Consider the following 17366-nt stretch of genomic DNA (forward strand, 5'->3'; position numbering starts at 1 on the left):
GCTCGGTCATGCAGGATGGAGTTCCGCGAATTTCTGGCGATACGCGGCTATAGCTCCAACCTGTACGAGGAGGCCAACCCGGCACTGTGTGCCAGGAACCCCGGCGAATCGGGCCGCTTGACCACGGAGGCGTCTAACGGACTGACCAAGCTTGCGGACAATGGCTATCGGTCAGCTCACTTCGGAATACCGCTCGGGGAGCGGAGGTATTGCTCAAGTCTGATACGCTGTTCAAGGTTCTCGACCGTAGTAACGACGCCGCGAGGGATCTTGGAATATCACATTGGAAGAACAGTGATGAGCGATAAGGATGCAGCGTTGTCGGCAGAGCAGCGGGCGGCCGTCGAGCGTGCGGCCGCGCGTGTGGCGCGACGTAGCCGATATCCCGCGGATATGGGTTTTCAGCCCTATTCCGGCCGATTCACCAACGCGGATGTGACGCTCAAGACGCCATGGCTGAGCGAATATTTCAAGTTCAGGAATCGGAATCCGCGGGCCGATCGTGATGCGTTGCGCGCCGTTCAGCAGCAGATCGGCGCGGACAGCTCGGAAATCATCGATCGGTTTCGCGGCGCAATGCTGGGACTGGCAATTGGCGATGCGCTAGGCACGACGCTCGAGTTTTCGCCGAGAGACAGCGCTACGGTTACCGATATCGTCGGGGGCGGCCCCTTTCATCTCAAGCCCGGCGACTGGACCGACGATACGAGCATGGCATGCTGTCTCGCGTACAGTCTTCTCCATTCGCATCGATTCGATCCCGACCATGCGATGCTGGCTTTTTCCTACTGGTATCGATTCGGCGCATACAGCCCGACTGGAGAGTGTTTCGATATCGGCGGTACCACCCGGGCAGCGCTCGATCGTTTCTTGAAAACGGGGAATGCGTTCTCCGGCGACACCGATCCGCATTCGGCAGGAAACGGATCGCTGATGCGGCTCGCTCCGGTCGTGCTGTTCTATGCGAACGATTTCGAGAAGGCGGTGCATTTTGCAGCCGAAAGCTCCCGGCTTACGCATGGGGCGAAAGAGGCCGTCGATGCCTGCAGGTTTTTTGCCGCGCTGATGTGGGGCGCGTTCGCGGGGTTTTCAAAAGAAGACATCTTAGGCGGTCGATTCTCGCCTCTGCCCGGGTATTGGGATGAAAATCCACTCGCGCCGGCCGTCGAGCAAATCGCACGCGGCTCGTACAAGAAAAAATCCCGCAGCGAGATCTCGTCGTCGGGCTACGTGATCGACACGCTCGAAGCGGCATTGTGGGCGTTCTATCACCATGACGATTTCGAGCCGGGAATGCTTGCGGCGGTTAATCTGGCGGGAGACTCGGATACCATCGGCGCCGTTTTTGGGCAGGTCGCCGGCGCCTGCTACGGAGAGACGCGGATTCCTGTCAGATGGATCGTCAATACGCACGCGGCACACGGGTTTTATCACTTTGCCGAGGACTTGCTGGCAGCGTCCCGCATGGATCAATCCGGGGATTGAAGGCGCGCAAAAAGCGTTGAGCCGTAGCCACAGGTTCCAACGCTGCATAGAGGAACAGCAAGGACGGGAAGCGAATGCGCGCTTGACCGATATCGGTTCAGAGATTTCCGGCCGGACGCAGAGCGCACGACACGCGTGTCGTGCGTTCCTTGGCAGGCCGCGACCGCAAGGAAAAGCTCTCGCGCCTTACGAAAACACCACCGTCCGATCCCCGTTCAAAAACACCCTTCGCTCGATAAACGCCTTCACCGCGCGCGCGAGCGTGATGCATTCGACATCGCGTCCGACAGCGAGCAACTGCTCCGGCCGCAATGCATGATCGACGCGCTCGACGACCTGCTCGATGATCGGGCCTTCGTCGAGATCGTCGGTCACGAAGTGCGCGGTCGCGCCGATCAGCTTCACGCCGCGCGCATGCGCCTGGTGATACGGCTTCGCGCCCTTGAAACCCGGCAGGAACGAATGATGGATGTTGATCGCGCGGTTCGCGAGCTTCGCGCTCGTTTCCTGCGACAGCACCTGCATGTAGCGGGCGAGGATCACGAGCTCGGCGCCGCTCGTCTCGAAGAAGTCGAGCCACTGCGCTTCCTGCTGCGCCTTCGTGTCGGGCGTGATCGGGAAGTGGCGGAACGGCAGCCCGTGCTGCGCGGCGAGCGGTTCGAAGTCCGGATGGTTCGACACGATGCCGACGATGTCCATCTTCAGCTCGCCCATCCGCCAGCGGAACAGCAGATCCGCGAGGCAGTGTTCGAGCTTCGACACCATGATGAGTACCTTCGGACGCGCGTTTACGTCGTGGATGGCCCATTGCAGCTCGCTGCCGAGGCCGGCCGCAATCGGCGCGAATTCCTGGCGCAGCGCGTCGATCTGCAGCGTCTCATCCGTCGGATGAAACACGCAGCGCACGAAGAAACGATTGCTGAGATCGTCGTCGAACACGTTCAGCGCGTCGACGTAGCAGCGATGGCGGTCGAGAAAACCGACGACGGCAGCGACCTGGCCGGCTGCGCTCGCGCACGACAGCGTCAGGACGAATTGTTCGGGACGGTGGACGTCGCTCATGGGGCTCCTCTGGTCTCGGTAGGCGATTCGCGACTGCAAATCGCGATGCCGTAGTAAATCAGGCCAGATTGCGAGCGGATAGAACCGACGCGCCGTGTGACTGGTATCGGCGCGCCAGCGGGCGGGCGGCCGGGAAATCGGGGAAGGGGAGCGGCGCAGGGTTTACACGCCCGCCCCCGCCCCCGCACACGCATCGAGCAGCCACCGCCGGAACACATGCGTCGCGTCCGGCTCCGGCCGCTGCGGCGGCCGTACCAGAAAATAACCGCGCGACGTGACGACCGGCGCGTCGACGAGCTTCACGAGCTGGCCGGCCGCGATGAGCTCGTCGACGAGCGGCGACCAGCCGAGCGCCACGCCTTCGCCGAGCAGCGCCGCATGAATCACGAGCGCGTAACTGTTGAACGTCACGCCGCGCGCCGCGGCCTGCGCGTCGAGGCCGTGCGCGTCGAACCAGCCGGCCCACGACAGCCAGCGCTCGGGGCGCGTCGGCTGCACGTGCAGCAGCGGCAGCGCAGCCAGATGCTCGGGCCGCGAGACGTGCGGATGCGCAGCGCGGAACGCCGGCGAGCAGACGGGCGTGACCGACTCCGCAAACAGCCTTGCGGCCGTGCACGACGGCCAGTGGCCGTCGCCGAACAGGATCGCGATGTCGGCATGGTCGCGCTGCGCGTCGTAGTCCTGCGACGTGACCACGCGCACGTCGACGTCGGGCATCACGCGCTTGAGCCCCGCAAGGCGCGGCATCAGCCAGTACGTCGCGAAACCGAAGTCGGTGACGATCGTCAGCGTGCCGTGCTCGCGGCGCGCGCGCAACGTGGCGGTGGCGCCGCGCAGGGTGTCGAGGCTGAGCCGGACGGCCTCGTACAGGCATTCGCCGTCGGCCGTCAGCGTGACGCCGCGCGGGCTGCGCTCGAACAGCGGCACGCCGAGCTCGGCCTCGAGCTGAAACACCTGCTGGCTGACGGCCGGCTGTGTGGAGCCGAGCTCGCGCGCAGCGGCCGTGAAGCTCGCGAGCCGCGCGGCCGACTCGAACGCGCGCAACGCCTGCATCGACGGTAACGGTTCCGGTTTCGACATAAGTCCCTCTAATGGCCCCATAAGAGCCGGACGCCTTCCCGCGCGAATTCGGGCGGGAGATAGTGCATCCGACGGCGCGGCACCGCGCCGCGCAAGGCCTTCCGCGATTCTAGCCAGTCGCGGCCGCTGCGCGCGGCACTTTCTGCAGGCTGCGTCCGCGATGCCGGATGCGCCGCTGCCTGCGCGTCGATCCGTTCCATTCGAACAGCGATTTCCTCACGAACGCCGATGACGAACCCGACTCCCAACATCCTGATCCTGATGGCCGACCAGCTGACGCCGTTCGCGCTGCCGGCCTACGGCAACCGCGTCGCGCGCACGCCGACGCTCGACCGGCTCGCCGCGCAAGGCGTGGTGTTCGACGCCGCCTACTGCGCAAGCCCGCTCTGCGCGCCGTCGCGCTTCTCGCTGCTGACCGGCAAGCTGCCGTCCGGGATCGGCGCCTACGATAACGCCGCCGAATTGCCGGCGCAAACGCTGACGTTCGCGCACTACCTGCGCGCGGCCGGCTATCGGACGATGCTGTCCGGCAAGATGCACTTCTGCGGCCCCGACCAGCTGCACGGTTTCGAGGAGCGGCTGACCACCGACATCTACCCGGCCGACTTCGGCTGGGTGCCCGACTGGGACCGCCCGACGGAGCGGCCGAGCTGGTATCACAACATGAGCTCGGTGCTCGATGCTGGCCCGTGCGTGCGCACGAACCAGCTCGACTTCGACGACGAAGTGACGTTCGCCGCGAAGCAGAAGCTCTACGACGTCGCGCGCGAGCGCGCAGCGGGCCGCGACGAACGGCCGTTCTGCATGGTCATGTCGCTGACGCACCCGCACGACCCGTATGCGATCACGCGCGAATATTGGGATCTGTACAGCGACGACGAGATCGACATGCCGGCCGTGCGGCTCGGCGCATCGGACAGCGATCCGCATTCGCAGCGGCTGCGCTTCGTCTGCGAGAACGACCGCACGCCGCCGAGCGACGCGCAGATCCGCGCGGCGCGGCGCGCCTACTACGGCGCGACGTCGTACGTCGACGCGCAGTTCGGCAGTGTGCTCGCGGCGCTCGAGCAGTGCGGATTCGCCGATGACACGATCGTGATCATCACGTCGGATCACGGCGACATGCTGGGCGAGCGCGGGCTCTGGTACAAGATGACGTTCTTCGAAGGCGGCTGTCGCGTGCCGCTGATCGTCCATGCGCCGCACCGCTTCGACGCGGCGCGCGTGCGCGGTCCCGTGTCGCATCTCGATCTGCTGCCGACGCTCGTCGAACTCGCGAACGCGACGCCAGAAGGCGGCTGGCCCGACGCGGTGGACGGCGCCAGTCTCGTCCCGCATCTGCGCGGCACGGCCGCACACGATGTCGCGCTCGGCGAATATCTGGCTGAAGGCGCGATCGCGCCGATCGTGATGATTCGGCGCGGCGACTGGAAGTACGTGCATTGCCCGGCCGATCCGGAGCAGCTGTACAACCTGTCCGACGATCCGCGCGAACTGACGAATCTCGCGGGCGCGCCGGAGGCGGCCGACGTGCTCGCTGCCTTCCGCGCGGAAGCGGCACGGCGCTGGAACCTGGCGGAACTCGACCGGCAGGTGCGCGCGAGCCAGCGTCGCCGCCGCTTTCATTACGCGGCGACGACGCAAGGCCGGATCCAGCCGTGGGACTGGCAGCCTTTCACCGATGCGAGCCAGCGCTATATGCGCAATCACATCGAACTCGACACGCTCGAAGCGATGGCGCGCTTTCCGCGCGTCGGGCACTGAACGTATCGCATCGCGATCACTGACAAACGACGGAGGAAGCGGACGATGAAACGGCAACGGCAATGCAATGCAGCAATCCGGATCGGTGCGGCGCTCGCCGCGGCCGCGTGCATGACGGCCGCGCATGCGGCCGAACCGCAGACCTGCCGCGACGTGCGGATGGCGGCGCCCGGCTGGACCGACATCGACGCGACGAACGCGATGGCGGGCGTCGTGCTGAAGGCGCTCGGCTATCGGCAGGACGTGGCGAACCTGTCGGTGCCGATCACGTATCAGGGGCTGAAGAAAGGGCAGGTCGACGTATTCCTCGGCAACTGGATGCCGGCGCAGGCGCCGCTCGTGAAGCCGTTCGTCGACGAGAAATCGATCGACGTGCTGCACGCGAATCTGAGCGGCGCGAAGTTCACGCTCGCGGTGCCCGACTACGTCGCTGCGGCCGGTGTTCATACATTCGCCGATCTCGCACGCTACGCGGATCGCTTCGGCGACAAGATCTACGGGATCGAGCCCGGCGCGCCGGCGAACCAGAACATCAAGCGGATGCTGTCCGACCATGCGCTCGGCCCGGCGAACTGGTCGCTCGTCGAGTCGAGCGAGACCGGGATGCTCACGCAGGTCGAGCGCGCGGTGCGCGACAAGCGCTGGATCGTGTTCCTCGCGTGGGAGCCGCACCTGATGAACACGAAGTTCAAGCTGACATATCTGTCCGGCGGCGACGCATATTTCGGCCCGAACTACGGCGGCGCGACGGTCAACACGGTGGCCCGCGCCGGCTTCGCCGATCAGTGCACGAACCTCGCGCGCCTGTTCCGGCAAATGACGTTCTCGGTCGATGTCGAGAACCGCATGATCGCCGACATGCTGGAAAAGAAGACGTCGCCTGCGCTCGCCGCACAACACGCGCTGAAGGCCGACCCGTCGCTCGTCGCCGGCTGGCTGGACGGCGTGACGACGGCTACCGGCGCACCGGGCCTGCCGGCCGTGCGCGCGGCGCTGGACGGCCATTGATCGGCTGCGCCGCCGGCCGGTTGCACCGTGCCGCGCGGCATCCGTGTTTTCCCGAGCGGTCGCAACGAGACCATTTGGTGTCGCGTTCAGACGGGTCGCAGGAAATATGGGTTTGTATTTTTCGGCCATGGCTGCGCTATTGCGGAAAACGAAATACCGAAGCCATCCGATTTACCGAATTACATATCAACCCTGAGCCGGCGTATCGCGGCGCGCGCCGGACCAGCGGTTATTTCCATCGAACGGGTCAGGGAGGGTGGTCGACAATGAAGCAATCGAAAGTTGCCGTGGCAGTCGCGCTCGCATGCGCGGCGTGTGTTCCCGCGATCGGTCATGCACAAAGCAGCGTGACGCTGTACGGGATCATCGACGCAGGCGTCACGTACGTGAACAACACCGGCGGCTCGCACGTGTTCAAGTTCGACGACGGCGTCGCATATGGAAACCGCTTCGGCCTGAAGGGCACCGAGGATCTGGGCGGCGGCCTGAAGGCCGTGTTCGCGCTCGAAAGCGGCTTCCGTCTCGGCAACGGGCAGCTCGGCTTCGGCGGCGCCGAATTCGGCCGCCAGGCCTACGTCGGCCTGCAGAACAACTGGGGTACGCTGTCGTTCGGCAATCAGCTCGACATCACCAACGAGCTCGTGTCGATCTACAACATCTCCGCGTGGGGCAGCGGCTACGCGATCCACCAGGGCGACTTCGACCGCTTCAACGGCGATCGCCTGCCCAACTCCGTCAAGTTCCTGTCGAGCGACCTGAGCGGCTTCAAGTTCGGCGCGATGTACTCGTTCGGCAACGTCGCCGGCAACTTCCACCGCAACAGCGCATGGAGCGCGGGCGCCAGCTTCACGAAGGGCGACTTCTCGATCGGCGCGGCCTACACGCGCCTGAACAACCCGAACGGCATCTATGCGTTCGATCCGTACGCGATGATCGGCACGCACACGTTCCTCGGCCAGCAGACGGTGACCGTCGATCCGGCGACCGGCCAGCGGACCGACCTGTTCGCGAACACGGCGATGAACGTCGACAGCCAGGGCACGTTCGGCGTCGGCGCAAGCTATACGATCGGCAAGCTGACGCTCGATGCGAACTACTCGTACACGACGATCAAGGGCTTCGGCCAGTCGTCGCACATGCAGGTGTACGAAGGCGGTGGCCTGTATCAGTTCACGCCGGCACTGAGCTTCATCGCCGGCTATCAGCACACGCGCTTCGAAGGCCACCACTGGAACCAGGGCACGGCCGGCCTGCATTACCTGCTGTCGAAGCGCACCGACGTGTACATCTCGGGCGACTACCTGCGTGCATCGCAGGGTGTCGATGCGGTGATCGGCTACAGCTTCACGCCGTCCACGACGCAGACGCAGGCCGACGTGCGCATCGGGATGCGGCATTCGTTCTGACCGGCGCACCGGCTCGTTCGACGTCTTCAGCGAGGTCTCTCTTTCGCGCGAACTGCGGTTCGCGCTTTTTTTTATGTGCGCGGCACGGCGCGCAGGGCGGGCCGGCTGCGCGCGCGCATTTGTCATATCATCGCGGCTTGGCCGCGATCGGGCCGTCCGGCCAAGCGGTCGGCGGCACGCCGCGCCGCCCAGCCGAGATATCGATGACCGCTCCGTTGCCCGACGCCCGCACCGCTTCCGAACTGCCCGCCAATCTGTTTCGTCACGCCCCGTTCCGGCGGTTCTGGGGCACGCGCGTGATGTCGTCGCTGGCTTTCCAGATCCTGTCGGTCGCGATCGGCTGGCATGTGTACGCGCTCACGCACAGCGCGTTCGCGCTCGGCCTCGTCGGCCTCGCGCAGTTCGTGCCGATGTTCGCGCTGACGCTCGTCGTCGGGCAGGTCGCCGACCGCTTCGACCGGCGGCGCATCGCGACGATCTGCCAAAGCGTGGAGGCGCTTGCCGCGGGCGTGTTTCTGCTCGGCGCCGCGCAAGGCTGGCTCGCCGCGCCGGGCGTCTATGCGCTCGCGGCGATCGTCGGCACCGCGCGCGCATTCGAGTCGCCGTCCGTATCGTCGCTGCTGCCGGCCGTCGTGCCGCGCGCCGAGCTGCCGCGTGCGACTGCGTTGTCGACCTCCGCGAATCAGGCCGCACAGATTCTCGGGCCGGCATTCGGCGGGCTGTTGTACGGGCTCGGTGCGCCGGTCGCGTTCGGCACGAGCGTCGCCGCGTTCGCGATCGCCGCGCTGCTGAGCGGCACGATTCCGCTGCGCAGCGCGCCGCCCGCGCGCGAGCCCGTGACGCTGCGCTCGGTGTTTTCCGGCATCGCGTTCATCCGGCGCGAGCCGGCGATACTCGGCGCGTTGTCGCTCGATCTGTTCGCGGTGCTGTTCGGCGGTGCGACCGCGCTGTTGCCGATCTATGCGCGCGACATCCTCCAGGTCGGGCCGTGGGGGCTCGGCGCACTGCGCGCGGCGCCCGCGGTCGGCGCGCTCGCGGGCACGCTCTGGCTCACGCGTTTTCCATTGAAGGCGCGGCCGGGCCGCGCGATGTTCGGCGGCGTGATCGCGTTCGGCATCGCGACGATCGTGTTCGGCCTGTCGCGGCATGTCGCGCTGTCGCTCGTCGCGCTCGCGGCACTCGGCGCGTCCGACGTCATCAGCGTGGTCGTGCGGCTCTCGCTCGTGCAGCTGCGCACGCCCGACGACATGCTCGGCCGCGTCAGCGCCGTCAATGCGCTGTTCATCGGCACGTCGAACCAGCTCGGCGAGTTCGAATCGGGCGTCACGGCCGCGTGGTGGGGCGCGCCCGCGGCGATCGTCGTCGGCGGCGCGGCCACGATCGCGGTCGCGCTCGCGTGGATGCGGCTCTTTCCGACGCTGCGCAACATGACGTCGCTCGAACGCGATCGGTAACGCGCGCGGGTAACGGGTGCGGCGACGGCCGCGGACATATTGCGTGCGGTTCATTTCAAATTGCCTTCTTGTTTCTGTCGAATTAACAACGCTTTTAGCCGGTGCAATCGTCCGACCGATAAAAATGCCGGCAGCCATGCAGCTGAATGCGGAATGTCGATTCGGCAGAAAGTTGTCGGAAGCTTTCGGGTGCGCGGGTGGAATTCAAAACGGCATATGCGTCAAAGCCTTGCTGGTAAAGGCTGACGCGATCATTTCGTCGGATGAATCGATGCGCGATCATTACAAAAGCATTATTAAAATTACGCTTCTCTTTCTGTAATTTTCCGAAACAACTCGCTTTCGTCTGATGATGCGGTTATCAATTGAAACAAAAAGAAATACATGGAATGATACCGATTCTCATTTGCATGACCGCCGCGGCGCTGCCGCCGGTCACCTGTCAACCGTAGCCAGCCAGCCTCGTCGGCGCTGATTCCGAGCGTCCGCGGCCGGCAAGCCAACGCATCGTGCCTCGTGCGCGCGTATCGCCGCGCGTCCACGCGGCCGGTTCATCCACACTGAATTACCATGCCGAACAGGACCCCGTTCGCGAGCGCGCTCGCGTTGGCCTTTGCCTTGCCTATTGCTTCGCCCGCCGTCGCACAGAGTGCGCGTGTCGACGCTTCGCCCGCTGCGGCCTCGCCCGGCGATACGGCGCCGGCCGCTTCCAGCGCCGTGCGCGACGCGCTACCGACGATCAGCGTATCCGGGCAAGCCGTGCAGCAGGACTTCCAGGCCGAGCGCTCGACGGTCGGCGCGAAGACCCCGACCGCACTGCGCGACATTCCGCAGTCGGTCACGGTGATCAACAAGGCGCTGATCGAGTCGCAGGGGCTCACGTCGTTCCAGGATGCGTTGCGCAATGCGCCGGGCATCACGATCGGCGGCGCGGAAGGCGGGCAGATCGGCAACAACATCAATCTGCGCGGCTTCACCGCGCAGAACGACATCTATCTCGACGGCTTTCGCGATCGCAACCAGTACTACCGCGACACCTTCGATCTCGATGCGGTCGAGGTGCTGTACGGACCGTCCTCGATGCTGTTCGGGCGCGGCTCGACGGGCGGCGTGATCAACCAGGTATCGAAGAAGGCGAACCTGAAGCCGTCGGCGGAAGTGTCGACGACGATCGGTACTGACGACCGCTATCGCACGAGCGTCGATCTGAACCGGCCGCTCGGCGCGACCGCGGCGCTGCGCATCAACGCGTTCGGCCAGTCGCTCGGCTCGACGCGCGACGTGATGAAAAACAAGGACTACGGGATCGCGCCGGAACTGCGCTTCGGCATCGGCACGCCGACCGAGATCACGCTGTCCGCGCTGATCCAGCACAACTACGACATGCCCGATTACGGCGTGCTCGCCGTGAACGGCCATCCGGCGCCCGTATCGAAGCACACGTTCTACGGATTGACCGACGACCGCACGATCCAGGACGTGCAGACGGTGTCCGCGCGGATCGATCATCGCGTGAACGACGCGCTGACGATCAGCAACCGCACGTCGTTCTCCCATTCGATGACGGACGCGCGCGAGACGGCCGCGAACGCGGTGCTGACGGGGCCGCTGTCGTCGAGCACCGCGCTGACGAACGGCAACTACACGTCGCTGCCGATGTCTGCGCTGTACGTGCGGCTCGCGAGCCACGATCGCGTGATCGAAAACCATTCGATCGACAACGATACGATGGCGCATTTCAAGTTCGACACGGGCTTCGTCAAGCACGACCTGATCGCGGGCATCGAAGTCGGCCACGACAGCTATACGAACCAGGCATACACGCGCAGCGGGCTACCGATCCTGTCGCTGATCGATCCCGCATATCTGTCGTCGAGCGCGGCGAACGCGCGGCAGACGCCGGCCAACCACGCGGAATCGGGCGCGACGACGCTCGCCGCGTATCTGAACGACACGATATCGATCGGCCGCGACTGGAAACTCGTCGGCGGGCTGCGCTGGGATCGCTTCCGCGCGCATCTCGCGAACACGATCAGCGCGCCCGGCTACGCGTCGCAGACGAACAACTTCACGAGCGTGCGTGCCGGCGTGATCTATCAGCCGACCGAATCGCAGTCGTACTACTTCTCGTACGGCACGTCGTTCAACCCGTCGCTCGAGACGCTGACGGTCACGAACAACACGCAGAACCTGTCGCCCGAACACACGAAGTCGTACGAGGTCGGCGGCAAGTGGGATCTGCTGAACGACAACCTGTCGGTCACGTCGGCGCTGTTCCAGCAGGAGAAGAGCAATGCACGCACGCAGACGTCGACGGGCGAATACCTGCTCGAAGGCGATATTCGCGTGCGCGGCTTCCAGGCGAGCGTGACGGGCCATATCACGCCGAAGTGGCAGGTGTTCGGCAGTTACACGTACATGAACGGTACGATCCTCAGTGCGCGCGACGGCACGCAGGGCAAGACGCTCGCGAACACGCCGCGCAACACGTTCACGTTGTGGACCACGTACGCGTTCACGCCGCACTGGGAAATCGGCGGCGGCCCGACCTACATGTCGGGGCGCTATGCGGCCAACACGAACTACGTGCAGGTGGGCGGCTACACGCGCTGGGATGCGACGGCCGCGTATCACGCGAAGCGGTGGGATCTGCGGCTCAACGTGCTGAACCTGACCGACAAGTTCTATTACGATGCGCTGATCCAGTCGGACGGCGGGCGCGCGGTGCCGGGCATCGGGCGCACGTTCCTCGCGACGCTCGACTACCGGTTCTGAGCGGCGCGTGCGGCCGGCGTGCCAATCGACGAAACAGGTGAAACGATGCTTGTACACATTCCGAACGTGCTGACGCCGGAACAGGTCCGCATGATCCGCGGCCGGCTCGACCAGGCGGGCGACGCGTGGGTCGACGGCCGCGCGACGGCCGGCTATACGGGCGCGCCGGTCAAGCGCAACCAGCAGATCGCCGAGCATTCGCCGATCGCGCGCGAGCTCGGCGACGTGATCCTGGCGGCGATCGAGCGCCATCCGCTCTTCATCAGCGCGGCGCTGCCGAATCAGGTCTATCCGCCGCTGTTCAACCGTTACGAAGGCGGGATGACGTTCGGCAGCCACGTCGACGGCGCGGTGCGCGTGCTCCCGAACGGCGTGAAGCTGCGCACCGACGTGTCGGTCACGCTGTTCCTGTCCGCGCCCGACGAATACGACGGCGGCGAACTCGTGATCGAGGATGCGTACGGCGTGCAGCAGGTGAAGCTCCCGGCCGGCGACATGATCGTCTATCCGGCGACGAGCCTGCATCAGGTCACGCCGGTCACGCGCGGCGTGCGCGTCGCGAGCTTCTTCTGGGTGCAGAGCCTCGTGCGCAGCGATGCGCAGCGCGCGCTGCTGTTCGACATGGATACGGCGATCCAGCGGCTCAATGCCGGTGGCGCCGATCCGCAGGCATGCCGCAGCCTCGTCGGCTGCTACCACAACCTTTTGCGAATCTGGAGCGAGATGTGAGCGTGATCGATTCCATTGAGATTGCATCGGTGCCCGTGTCGCGGACGGCGTCCGGCGCGCGGGGCGGCAGCGCGCGCTCGCGCCGCGGCACGTTCCTCCAATGGCTGCGCAAGATACACGGCTGGGTCGGGCTCTGGGGCGCGGCGCTCGGGCTGCTGTTCGGCACGACCGGCTTCCTGCTGAATCATCGTGCGCCGCCGCTGCGCATCCAGACCGGCGCGCCGCGCGTCGACACGCTGCGGCTCGCGGTGCCCGTCCCGGCGCCCGCGTCGCCGCGCGAACTCGCGACGTGGTTGCGTACGCAACCGGATCTGCATCTGCCGGCGCGCATGGGCCGCGTGCAGCAGGAACCCGCGCATCCGGTCGCATGGGGCGATCGCGAGACCGTGCAGCCCGAGCACTGGCAGCTCGTGTTCGCGTCGCCGCGCGAGAACGTCGCGGTCGACTACTGGGTCGGCAGCGACGCGATCACGCTCAAGCGTACCGGCAACGGCACGCTTGCGTGGCTGACGAACCTGCACAAGGGCGTCGGCATGAGCATCGGCTGGGTGCTGCTCGTCGATACGCTGGCCGGCGCGCTGATCCTGCTGTCGCTGACCGGCGTGCTGCTGTGGACGGGGCTCAACAAGCGCAAGACGGTCGGTGCGCTGCTCGTGGTCGGCTCGATCGTCGCGATCGTGTGCACGGCGAGCGTCTGAAGCGCCCGGCGCGTATTGCTTCGAGCCGGCGCTAGCGACCCGCGTCGGGCGCGACCTGCACGGCCGTGCCGTAGCAGATGACTTCGGTGACGCCCGAGCCGATCTCGGTCGAGTCGTAGCGCATCGCGACGACGGCGTTCGAGCCCAGCCGGCGTGCGTCGTCGAGCATCTTGTCGAACGCGTGCTGGCGCGCTTTTTCGCACAGCGACGTATAGAGCGTGATGTTGCCGCCGAACAGCGTCTGAAGCGACGCGCCGAACGTGCCGACGATCGAGCGCGAGCGCACGACGATGCCTTGCGCGACGCCGAGCGCGCGTACCGTCGTATGGCCGGGCAGGTCGAATGCGGTCGTGACGCGATCGGGCGACAGCGCGTCGGGAGAGCGGGGAGCGTCGGTCATCGGGAAAGCCGTCCATCGGTTGCGGGTCGAACGGCGATTGTAGCCGGGCCGCCATGCGTGCCGGCGCCGATGCCGGAACGCCGGGCGAGCGCCGGCCGCTTCAGCGCGTCGCGCACCGGTCGTTGCGCGGGCTCGTCCCGAACCGCGCGCGATACGCGCGCGAGAAATGCGACGGCGATTCGAATCCGCACGCGACGCACACCGACGTGATGCTCATGTCCGTCTGCTGCAGCAGTTCGCGTGCGCGGTCGAGCCGCAGGTTCTGATAGAAGCGCGTCGGCGTGTCGTTCAGCGTCGCGCTGAACAGCCGTTCGAGCTGGCGGCGCGTGATCGACACTTCCTGCGCGAGTGCGTCGGAGCCGAGCGGGTTCTCCATATGCCGCTGCATCGTGCCGATCACCTGGATCAGCTTGCGGTTGTGCACGCCGTAGCGCGCGGCGATCTCGAGCCGCTGGCTGTCGGAGCGCTGCCGGATCCGGCTGACGACGAATTGTTCGGAGATCACGGCCGCGAGTTCGGCGCCGTGCCGGCGGCCGATCAGGTCGAGCATCATGTCGATCGACGCGGTGCCGCCCGCGCACGTGATACGGCGCGCGTCGATCTCGAACAGCTCCTGCGTCGCCTTCAGCCGCGGATAGCGCTCGCGGAACGCGGCGAGCGCTTCCCAGTGCACGGTCAGCGGCTGCGACGCGTCGAACAGCCCGGCTTCCGCGAGCACGAAGCTGCCCGTATCGATGCCGCCGAGCGTTGCACCGTGGCGATGCTGCCGGCGCAACCAGTCGCCGAGCGCGCGCGTGTAGCAGGCGAGCGGTTCGAAGCCGGCCACGACGAAGACCGTATCGACGCGCTCGACGTCCGCGCAAGCGGCTTCGGCAGCGACCGGGATGCCGTTGCTCGCGCGCACGGGCCCACCGTCGATGCTCAGCACGTGCCAACGGTAAAGCTCGGTGCGAAACCGGTTCGCGACGCGCAGCGGCTCGACCGCGGACATGAAGCCGAGCGCGGAAAAGCCGGGCAGCAGCAGGAAGTGGAAATCCTCGGGCATCGGAGCGTAGGAAGAAGTCGACGAAAGGTCGCGTGCGGGGCGCGGCCGCGACGGCAGAACGGTCTGCCGCAGATTATCGCGGGTTTCGGGCCGGCTCAGTGCGATTTTGCACCGCGCGTCGAGCGGCGCTGCGTCGTCGACGGCAATTCGCCGAACTGCGCCTTGTAGGCGTTCGCGAAATGCCCGAGATGAATGAAGCCCCAGTGCGCGGCGGCATCGGCGATCGACAGATCGGACTGCCGCGTATCGAGCAGCATCCGGCGCACCTGCGCGAGGCGCAGCGAGCGGACGTAGTTGAGCGGACTCGTCTGCACGACCGACTGAAAGCTGTTCTGCATCGTGCGGCGGCTCACGCGCAACTGCGCGCACAGGCTCAGGATGTCGACCGGCGCTTCGGGATGCGCGATCACGTAGTCGTGCACGCGCCGCACGATGTCGGCGCGGCACGCCTGCGTGAGGCCGCTGGACGCGTCGGGCATCCAGTACGTGAGCAGATCGACGAGCACGTTGCCCACTTCGCCGCGCAACTCGCACTGCATGCGCGCGTCGCGCAGCGCGTCCGGCGCGGCGAGCGCGCGCTCGAGCAGCGTCGCGAGCTGCACGCCCGCGCGCATGCGCGCGGCCATCGGAAGATCGATCACGCCGCGCCGCAGCGTGCGTTCGTCGATGCGCAACTCGGCGGCTTCCTCGATCTGCGCCATCAGCGCCGCATCGACGAGCACGCCGATCAGCGACATGTCGTCGGGTGAATGCAATTCGAAAGGAGCGCCGCCTCGCGCCAGCACGATGGTCCCGCGTTCGATGCGCGCGCCGCCGAACGCGAATGCGCCGGCGCCGGCGAGCGGCATGCCGAACACGGTGTGACCGGCAGGCAGCCAGCCGCGCTGCGTGATGCGGACGTTCGCGGTTTCCTGAAACAGCTCGAGGCCCTCGAGCGCCAGATGCTTGACCGCGCTGCGATACGCGCCCGGCCCGATCTGGTCGTAGCGCTGATTCCAGCCGCGCAGCGCCTCCGCATGTCGGTCTGCGTCGTCGAACGTCTGGTGAAACACCAACACAGCGCCTCCCGGTAGCGTGCAAACGGCGCAAGATTAAACCGGCCGACCGACCGGTGCAATAAGGCCGAGGGTTATTCCGGGCGCCGCGTGCCAAGGGTCGGAGCGTGCGCGCGACGCGCGGCTTTCAGGCGGTTTTCCAATATCCCGAATCGGCACGCACGCGTTGCCGGTCCGGGTGCTGACGCGATTTATTGTCGAACTACAGTCGCCCCACATCACACGATTTTCCGACTGGAGGCGACATGAGGACAACGCGACGAGCCGCGGCGCTCGCAGCGACGCTGGCGCTCGCTGCGACATCGGCCGGCGGCGCGCACGCAGCAGAGAAACCGGAGGAACTGGTCGTGCAGAAGATGCCGCCATGGCATCCGCACGAGATCTACATCGTCGACATCTCGATGCCGTCGATGACCGACGGACGCATCTACGTCTACGACGCCGATGCGAAAAAGCTGCTCGGCCAGATCGACGCGGGCTTCGCGCCCGGCCTGGCGATTTCGCCCGATCACAAGACCAGCTACGTCGCGACGACTTACTTCTCGCGCGGCTCGCACGGCGCGCGCACGGACGTCGTCGAGCTGACCGACAACACGACGCTCGATCATGCCGGCGAGATCGCGATTCCGGCGAAGCATGCGCAGCACGTGCCGTCGCCGTACAACACCGCGTTCAGCGCGGACGGCAAGCGGCTGTACGTCGCGAACATCACGCCCGCTGCATCGGTGACGGTGATCGACGCGGTCTCGAAGAAGGTGCTCTCCGAAATCGACACGGCCGCCTGCGTGCTCGCGTATCCGAGCGCGAACGATCGCTTTACTTCGCTCTGCGAAAGCGGCAAGGCGTTGACGGTCATGCTCGACGCGAACGGCCACGAAGTGAAGCGCACGATGTCGGATGCGTTCATCGACGTCGATCGCGACCCCGCATTCGTGAATGCGTCGCCGTATCGCGGCGGCTATCTGTTCACGACGTTCGGCGGCAACGTGCGGCGTGCGGACTTCAGCGGCGATCAGCCGTCGTTCGGCCGGCCGTGGTCGCTGCTGAGCGATGCGGAGCGCGCGCAAGGATGGCGTCCGGGCGGCATGCAGCAGACCGCGGTGCACGCGAAGCTCGACCGCTACTACGTGCTGATGCACCAGGGCGACGCGCACTCGCACAAGGATCCCGGCACGCAGGTGTGGGCGTACGACCTGAAGACGAAGCAGCGCATCGCGCGCTGGGATCTCGCGCAGCAGAAGGTCGAGCCGCTCGTGTCGATCCAGGTGAGCGACGACGATGCGCCGCTGCTTTACGGGCTGACGGCGGCGTCCGATCTCGTCGTGATCGACGCGCGCAGCGGCAAGCTGCAGCACGTCGAGAAGCAGATCGGCAACACGTCGACGCTGCTCGTCAACCCGTGAGG

General features: G+C 66.2%; 14 protein-coding genes. 9 read left to right on the forward strand and 5 right to left on the reverse strand.

Translation table 11 applies throughout. The features are described from left to right. Positions 1 to 297: 297 nt before the first annotated feature. Positions 298 to 1485 (forward strand): ADP-ribosylglycohydrolase family protein, encoded by a 1188-nt coding sequence (locus BCR55_RS23275; RefSeq protein ID WP_059940898.1) that lies wholly within the window; start codon positions 298 to 300, stop codon positions 1483 to 1485. A 186-nt stretch (positions 1486 to 1671) separates the two neighbouring features. Here the strand turns inward: BCR55_RS23275 and purU are convergent, their stop codons facing one another. Together purU and BCR55_RS23285 are read right to left on the reverse strand one after the other, a co-directional pair. Continuing rightward, positions 1672 to 2547, reverse strand: coding sequence for a formyltetrahydrofolate deformylase (purU, locus tag BCR55_RS23280; RefSeq protein ID WP_039216836.1), 876 nt, complete (start codon positions 2545 to 2547; stop codon positions 1672 to 1674). A 162-nt stretch (positions 2548 to 2709) separates the two neighbouring features. Beyond that, complete coding sequence (locus tag BCR55_RS23285) at positions 2710 to 3627, reverse strand: LysR family transcriptional regulator (protein ID WP_065496073.1); 918 nt, start codon at positions 3625 to 3627, stop codon at positions 2710 to 2712. A gap of 228 nt (positions 3628 to 3855) precedes the next feature. Between BCR55_RS23285 and betC the strand changes: the two genes are divergently transcribed. From betC to BCR55_RS23330, 7 genes are all read left to right on the forward strand, one after another. Continuing rightward, positions 3856 to 5391 carry a choline-sulfatase gene (gene betC, locus BCR55_RS23295; protein WP_065496075.1) on the forward strand — a complete coding sequence of 512 codons (1536 nt, stop codon included), beginning with the start codon at positions 3856 to 3858 and terminating at the stop codon, positions 5389 to 5391. 45 nt (positions 5392 to 5436) lie between these two features. Continuing rightward, complete coding sequence (gene choX / locus BCR55_RS23300) at positions 5437 to 6399, forward strand: choline ABC transporter substrate-binding protein (protein ID WP_053298252.1); 963 nt, start codon at positions 5437 to 5439, stop codon at positions 6397 to 6399. A 266-nt stretch (positions 6400 to 6665) separates the two neighbouring features. Next, a complete protein-coding gene (locus BCR55_RS23305; RefSeq protein WP_006396383.1) occupies positions 6666 to 7805 on the forward strand; it encodes a porin in 1140 nt (379 codons plus the stop codon). A 203-nt stretch (positions 7806 to 8008) separates the two neighbouring features. Continuing rightward, positions 8009 to 9259 (forward strand): MFS transporter, encoded by a 1251-nt coding sequence (locus BCR55_RS23310; RefSeq protein ID WP_065496741.1) that lies wholly within the window; start codon positions 8009 to 8011, stop codon positions 9257 to 9259. Positions 9260 to 9829: 570 nt separating this feature from the next. Continuing rightward, positions 9830 to 12034, forward strand: a complete 2205-nt coding sequence (locus tag BCR55_RS23320) for a TonB-dependent siderophore receptor (RefSeq protein WP_065496079.1) — start codon at positions 9830 to 9832, stop codon at positions 12032 to 12034. 45 nt (positions 12035 to 12079) lie between these two features. After that, positions 12080 to 12763 (forward strand): Fe2+-dependent dioxygenase, encoded by a 684-nt coding sequence (locus BCR55_RS23325; RefSeq protein ID WP_006406049.1) that lies wholly within the window; start codon positions 12080 to 12082, stop codon positions 12761 to 12763. Then, positions 12760 to 13461 (forward strand): PepSY-associated TM helix domain-containing protein, encoded by a 702-nt coding sequence (locus BCR55_RS23330; RefSeq protein WP_065496081.1) that lies wholly within the window; start codon positions 12760 to 12762, stop codon positions 13459 to 13461. Before BCR55_RS23325 ends, BCR55_RS23330 begins: the two co-directional genes overlap by 4 nt. Before the next feature lie 31 nt (positions 13462 to 13492). Here BCR55_RS23330 and BCR55_RS23335 read toward each other — a convergent pair whose 3' ends face one another. From BCR55_RS23335 to BCR55_RS23345, 3 genes are all read right to left on the reverse strand, one after another. After that, on the reverse strand, positions 13493 to 13861 hold the full coding sequence (locus tag BCR55_RS23335) for a YbjQ family protein (protein WP_065496083.1): 369 nt from the start codon (positions 13859 to 13861) through the stop codon (positions 13493 to 13495). Positions 13862 to 13961: 100 nt separating this feature from the next. Beyond that, complete coding sequence (locus tag BCR55_RS23340; protein WP_006406052.1) at positions 13962 to 14906, reverse strand: GlxA family transcriptional regulator; 945 nt, start codon at positions 14904 to 14906, stop codon at positions 13962 to 13964. A gap of 95 nt (positions 14907 to 15001) precedes the next feature. Next, the gene (locus tag BCR55_RS23345; protein WP_065496085.1) at positions 15002 to 15964 is read right to left on the reverse strand and encodes a helix-turn-helix domain-containing protein; all 963 of its coding nucleotides are present in this window, start codon (positions 15962 to 15964) and stop codon (positions 15002 to 15004) included. A gap of 242 nt (positions 15965 to 16206) precedes the next feature. On the opposite strand from BCR55_RS23345, the gene BCR55_RS23350 reads away from it, so the two are divergent. After that, positions 16207 to 17364: an amine dehydrogenase large subunit gene (locus BCR55_RS23350; RefSeq protein ID WP_065496087.1), complete on the forward strand. Its 1158-nt coding sequence runs from the start codon at positions 16207 to 16209 to the stop codon at positions 17362 to 17364. The last annotated feature ends 2 nt before the right edge of the window (positions 17365 to 17366 follow it).

Origin of the sequence: Burkholderia sp. CCA53 (genome assembly GCF_001685525.1) — a bacterium.
GTDB classification, from domain to species: domain Bacteria; phylum Pseudomonadota; class Gammaproteobacteria; order Burkholderiales; family Burkholderiaceae; genus Burkholderia; species Burkholderia multivorans.

Bases quoted from the DNA above. Each gene is read 5' to 3' on its own strand.
- BCR55_RS23310 (WP_065496741.1), top strand. From the start codon at position 8,009: ATGACCGCTCCGTTGCCCGACGCCCGCACCGCTTCCGAACTGCCCGCC.
- BCR55_RS23275 (WP_059940898.1), top strand. From the start codon at position 298: ATGAGCGATAAGGATGCAGCGTTGTCGGCAGAGCAGCGGGCGGCCGTC.
- BCR55_RS23340 (WP_006406052.1), bottom strand. From the start codon at position 14,906: ATGCCCGAGGATTTCCACTTCCTGCTGCTGCCCGGCTTTTCCGCGCTC.
- BCR55_RS23320 (WP_065496079.1), top strand. From the start codon at position 9,830: ATGCCGAACAGGACCCCGTTCGCGAGCGCGCTCGCGTTGGCCTTTGCC.
- choX (WP_053298252.1), top strand. From the start codon at position 5,437: ATGAAACGGCAACGGCAATGCAATGCAGCAATCCGGATCGGTGCGGCG.
- purU (WP_039216836.1), bottom strand. From the start codon at position 2,547: ATGAGCGACGTCCACCGTCCCGAACAATTCGTCCTGACGCTGTCGTGC.
- betC (WP_065496075.1), top strand. From the start codon at position 3,856: ATGACGAACCCGACTCCCAACATCCTGATCCTGATGGCCGACCAGCTG.
- BCR55_RS23335 (WP_065496083.1), bottom strand. From the start codon at position 13,861: ATGACCGACGCTCCCCGCTCTCCCGACGCGCTGTCGCCCGATCGCGTC.
- BCR55_RS23350 (WP_065496087.1), top strand. From the start codon at position 16,207: ATGAGGACAACGCGACGAGCCGCGGCGCTCGCAGCGACGCTGGCGCTC.
- BCR55_RS23305 (WP_006396383.1), top strand. From the start codon at position 6,666: ATGAAGCAATCGAAAGTTGCCGTGGCAGTCGCGCTCGCATGCGCGGCG.
- BCR55_RS23285 (WP_065496073.1), bottom strand. From the start codon at position 3,627: ATGTCGAAACCGGAACCGTTACCGTCGATGCAGGCGTTGCGCGCGTTC.
- BCR55_RS23325 (WP_006406049.1), top strand. From the start codon at position 12,080: ATGCTTGTACACATTCCGAACGTGCTGACGCCGGAACAGGTCCGCATG.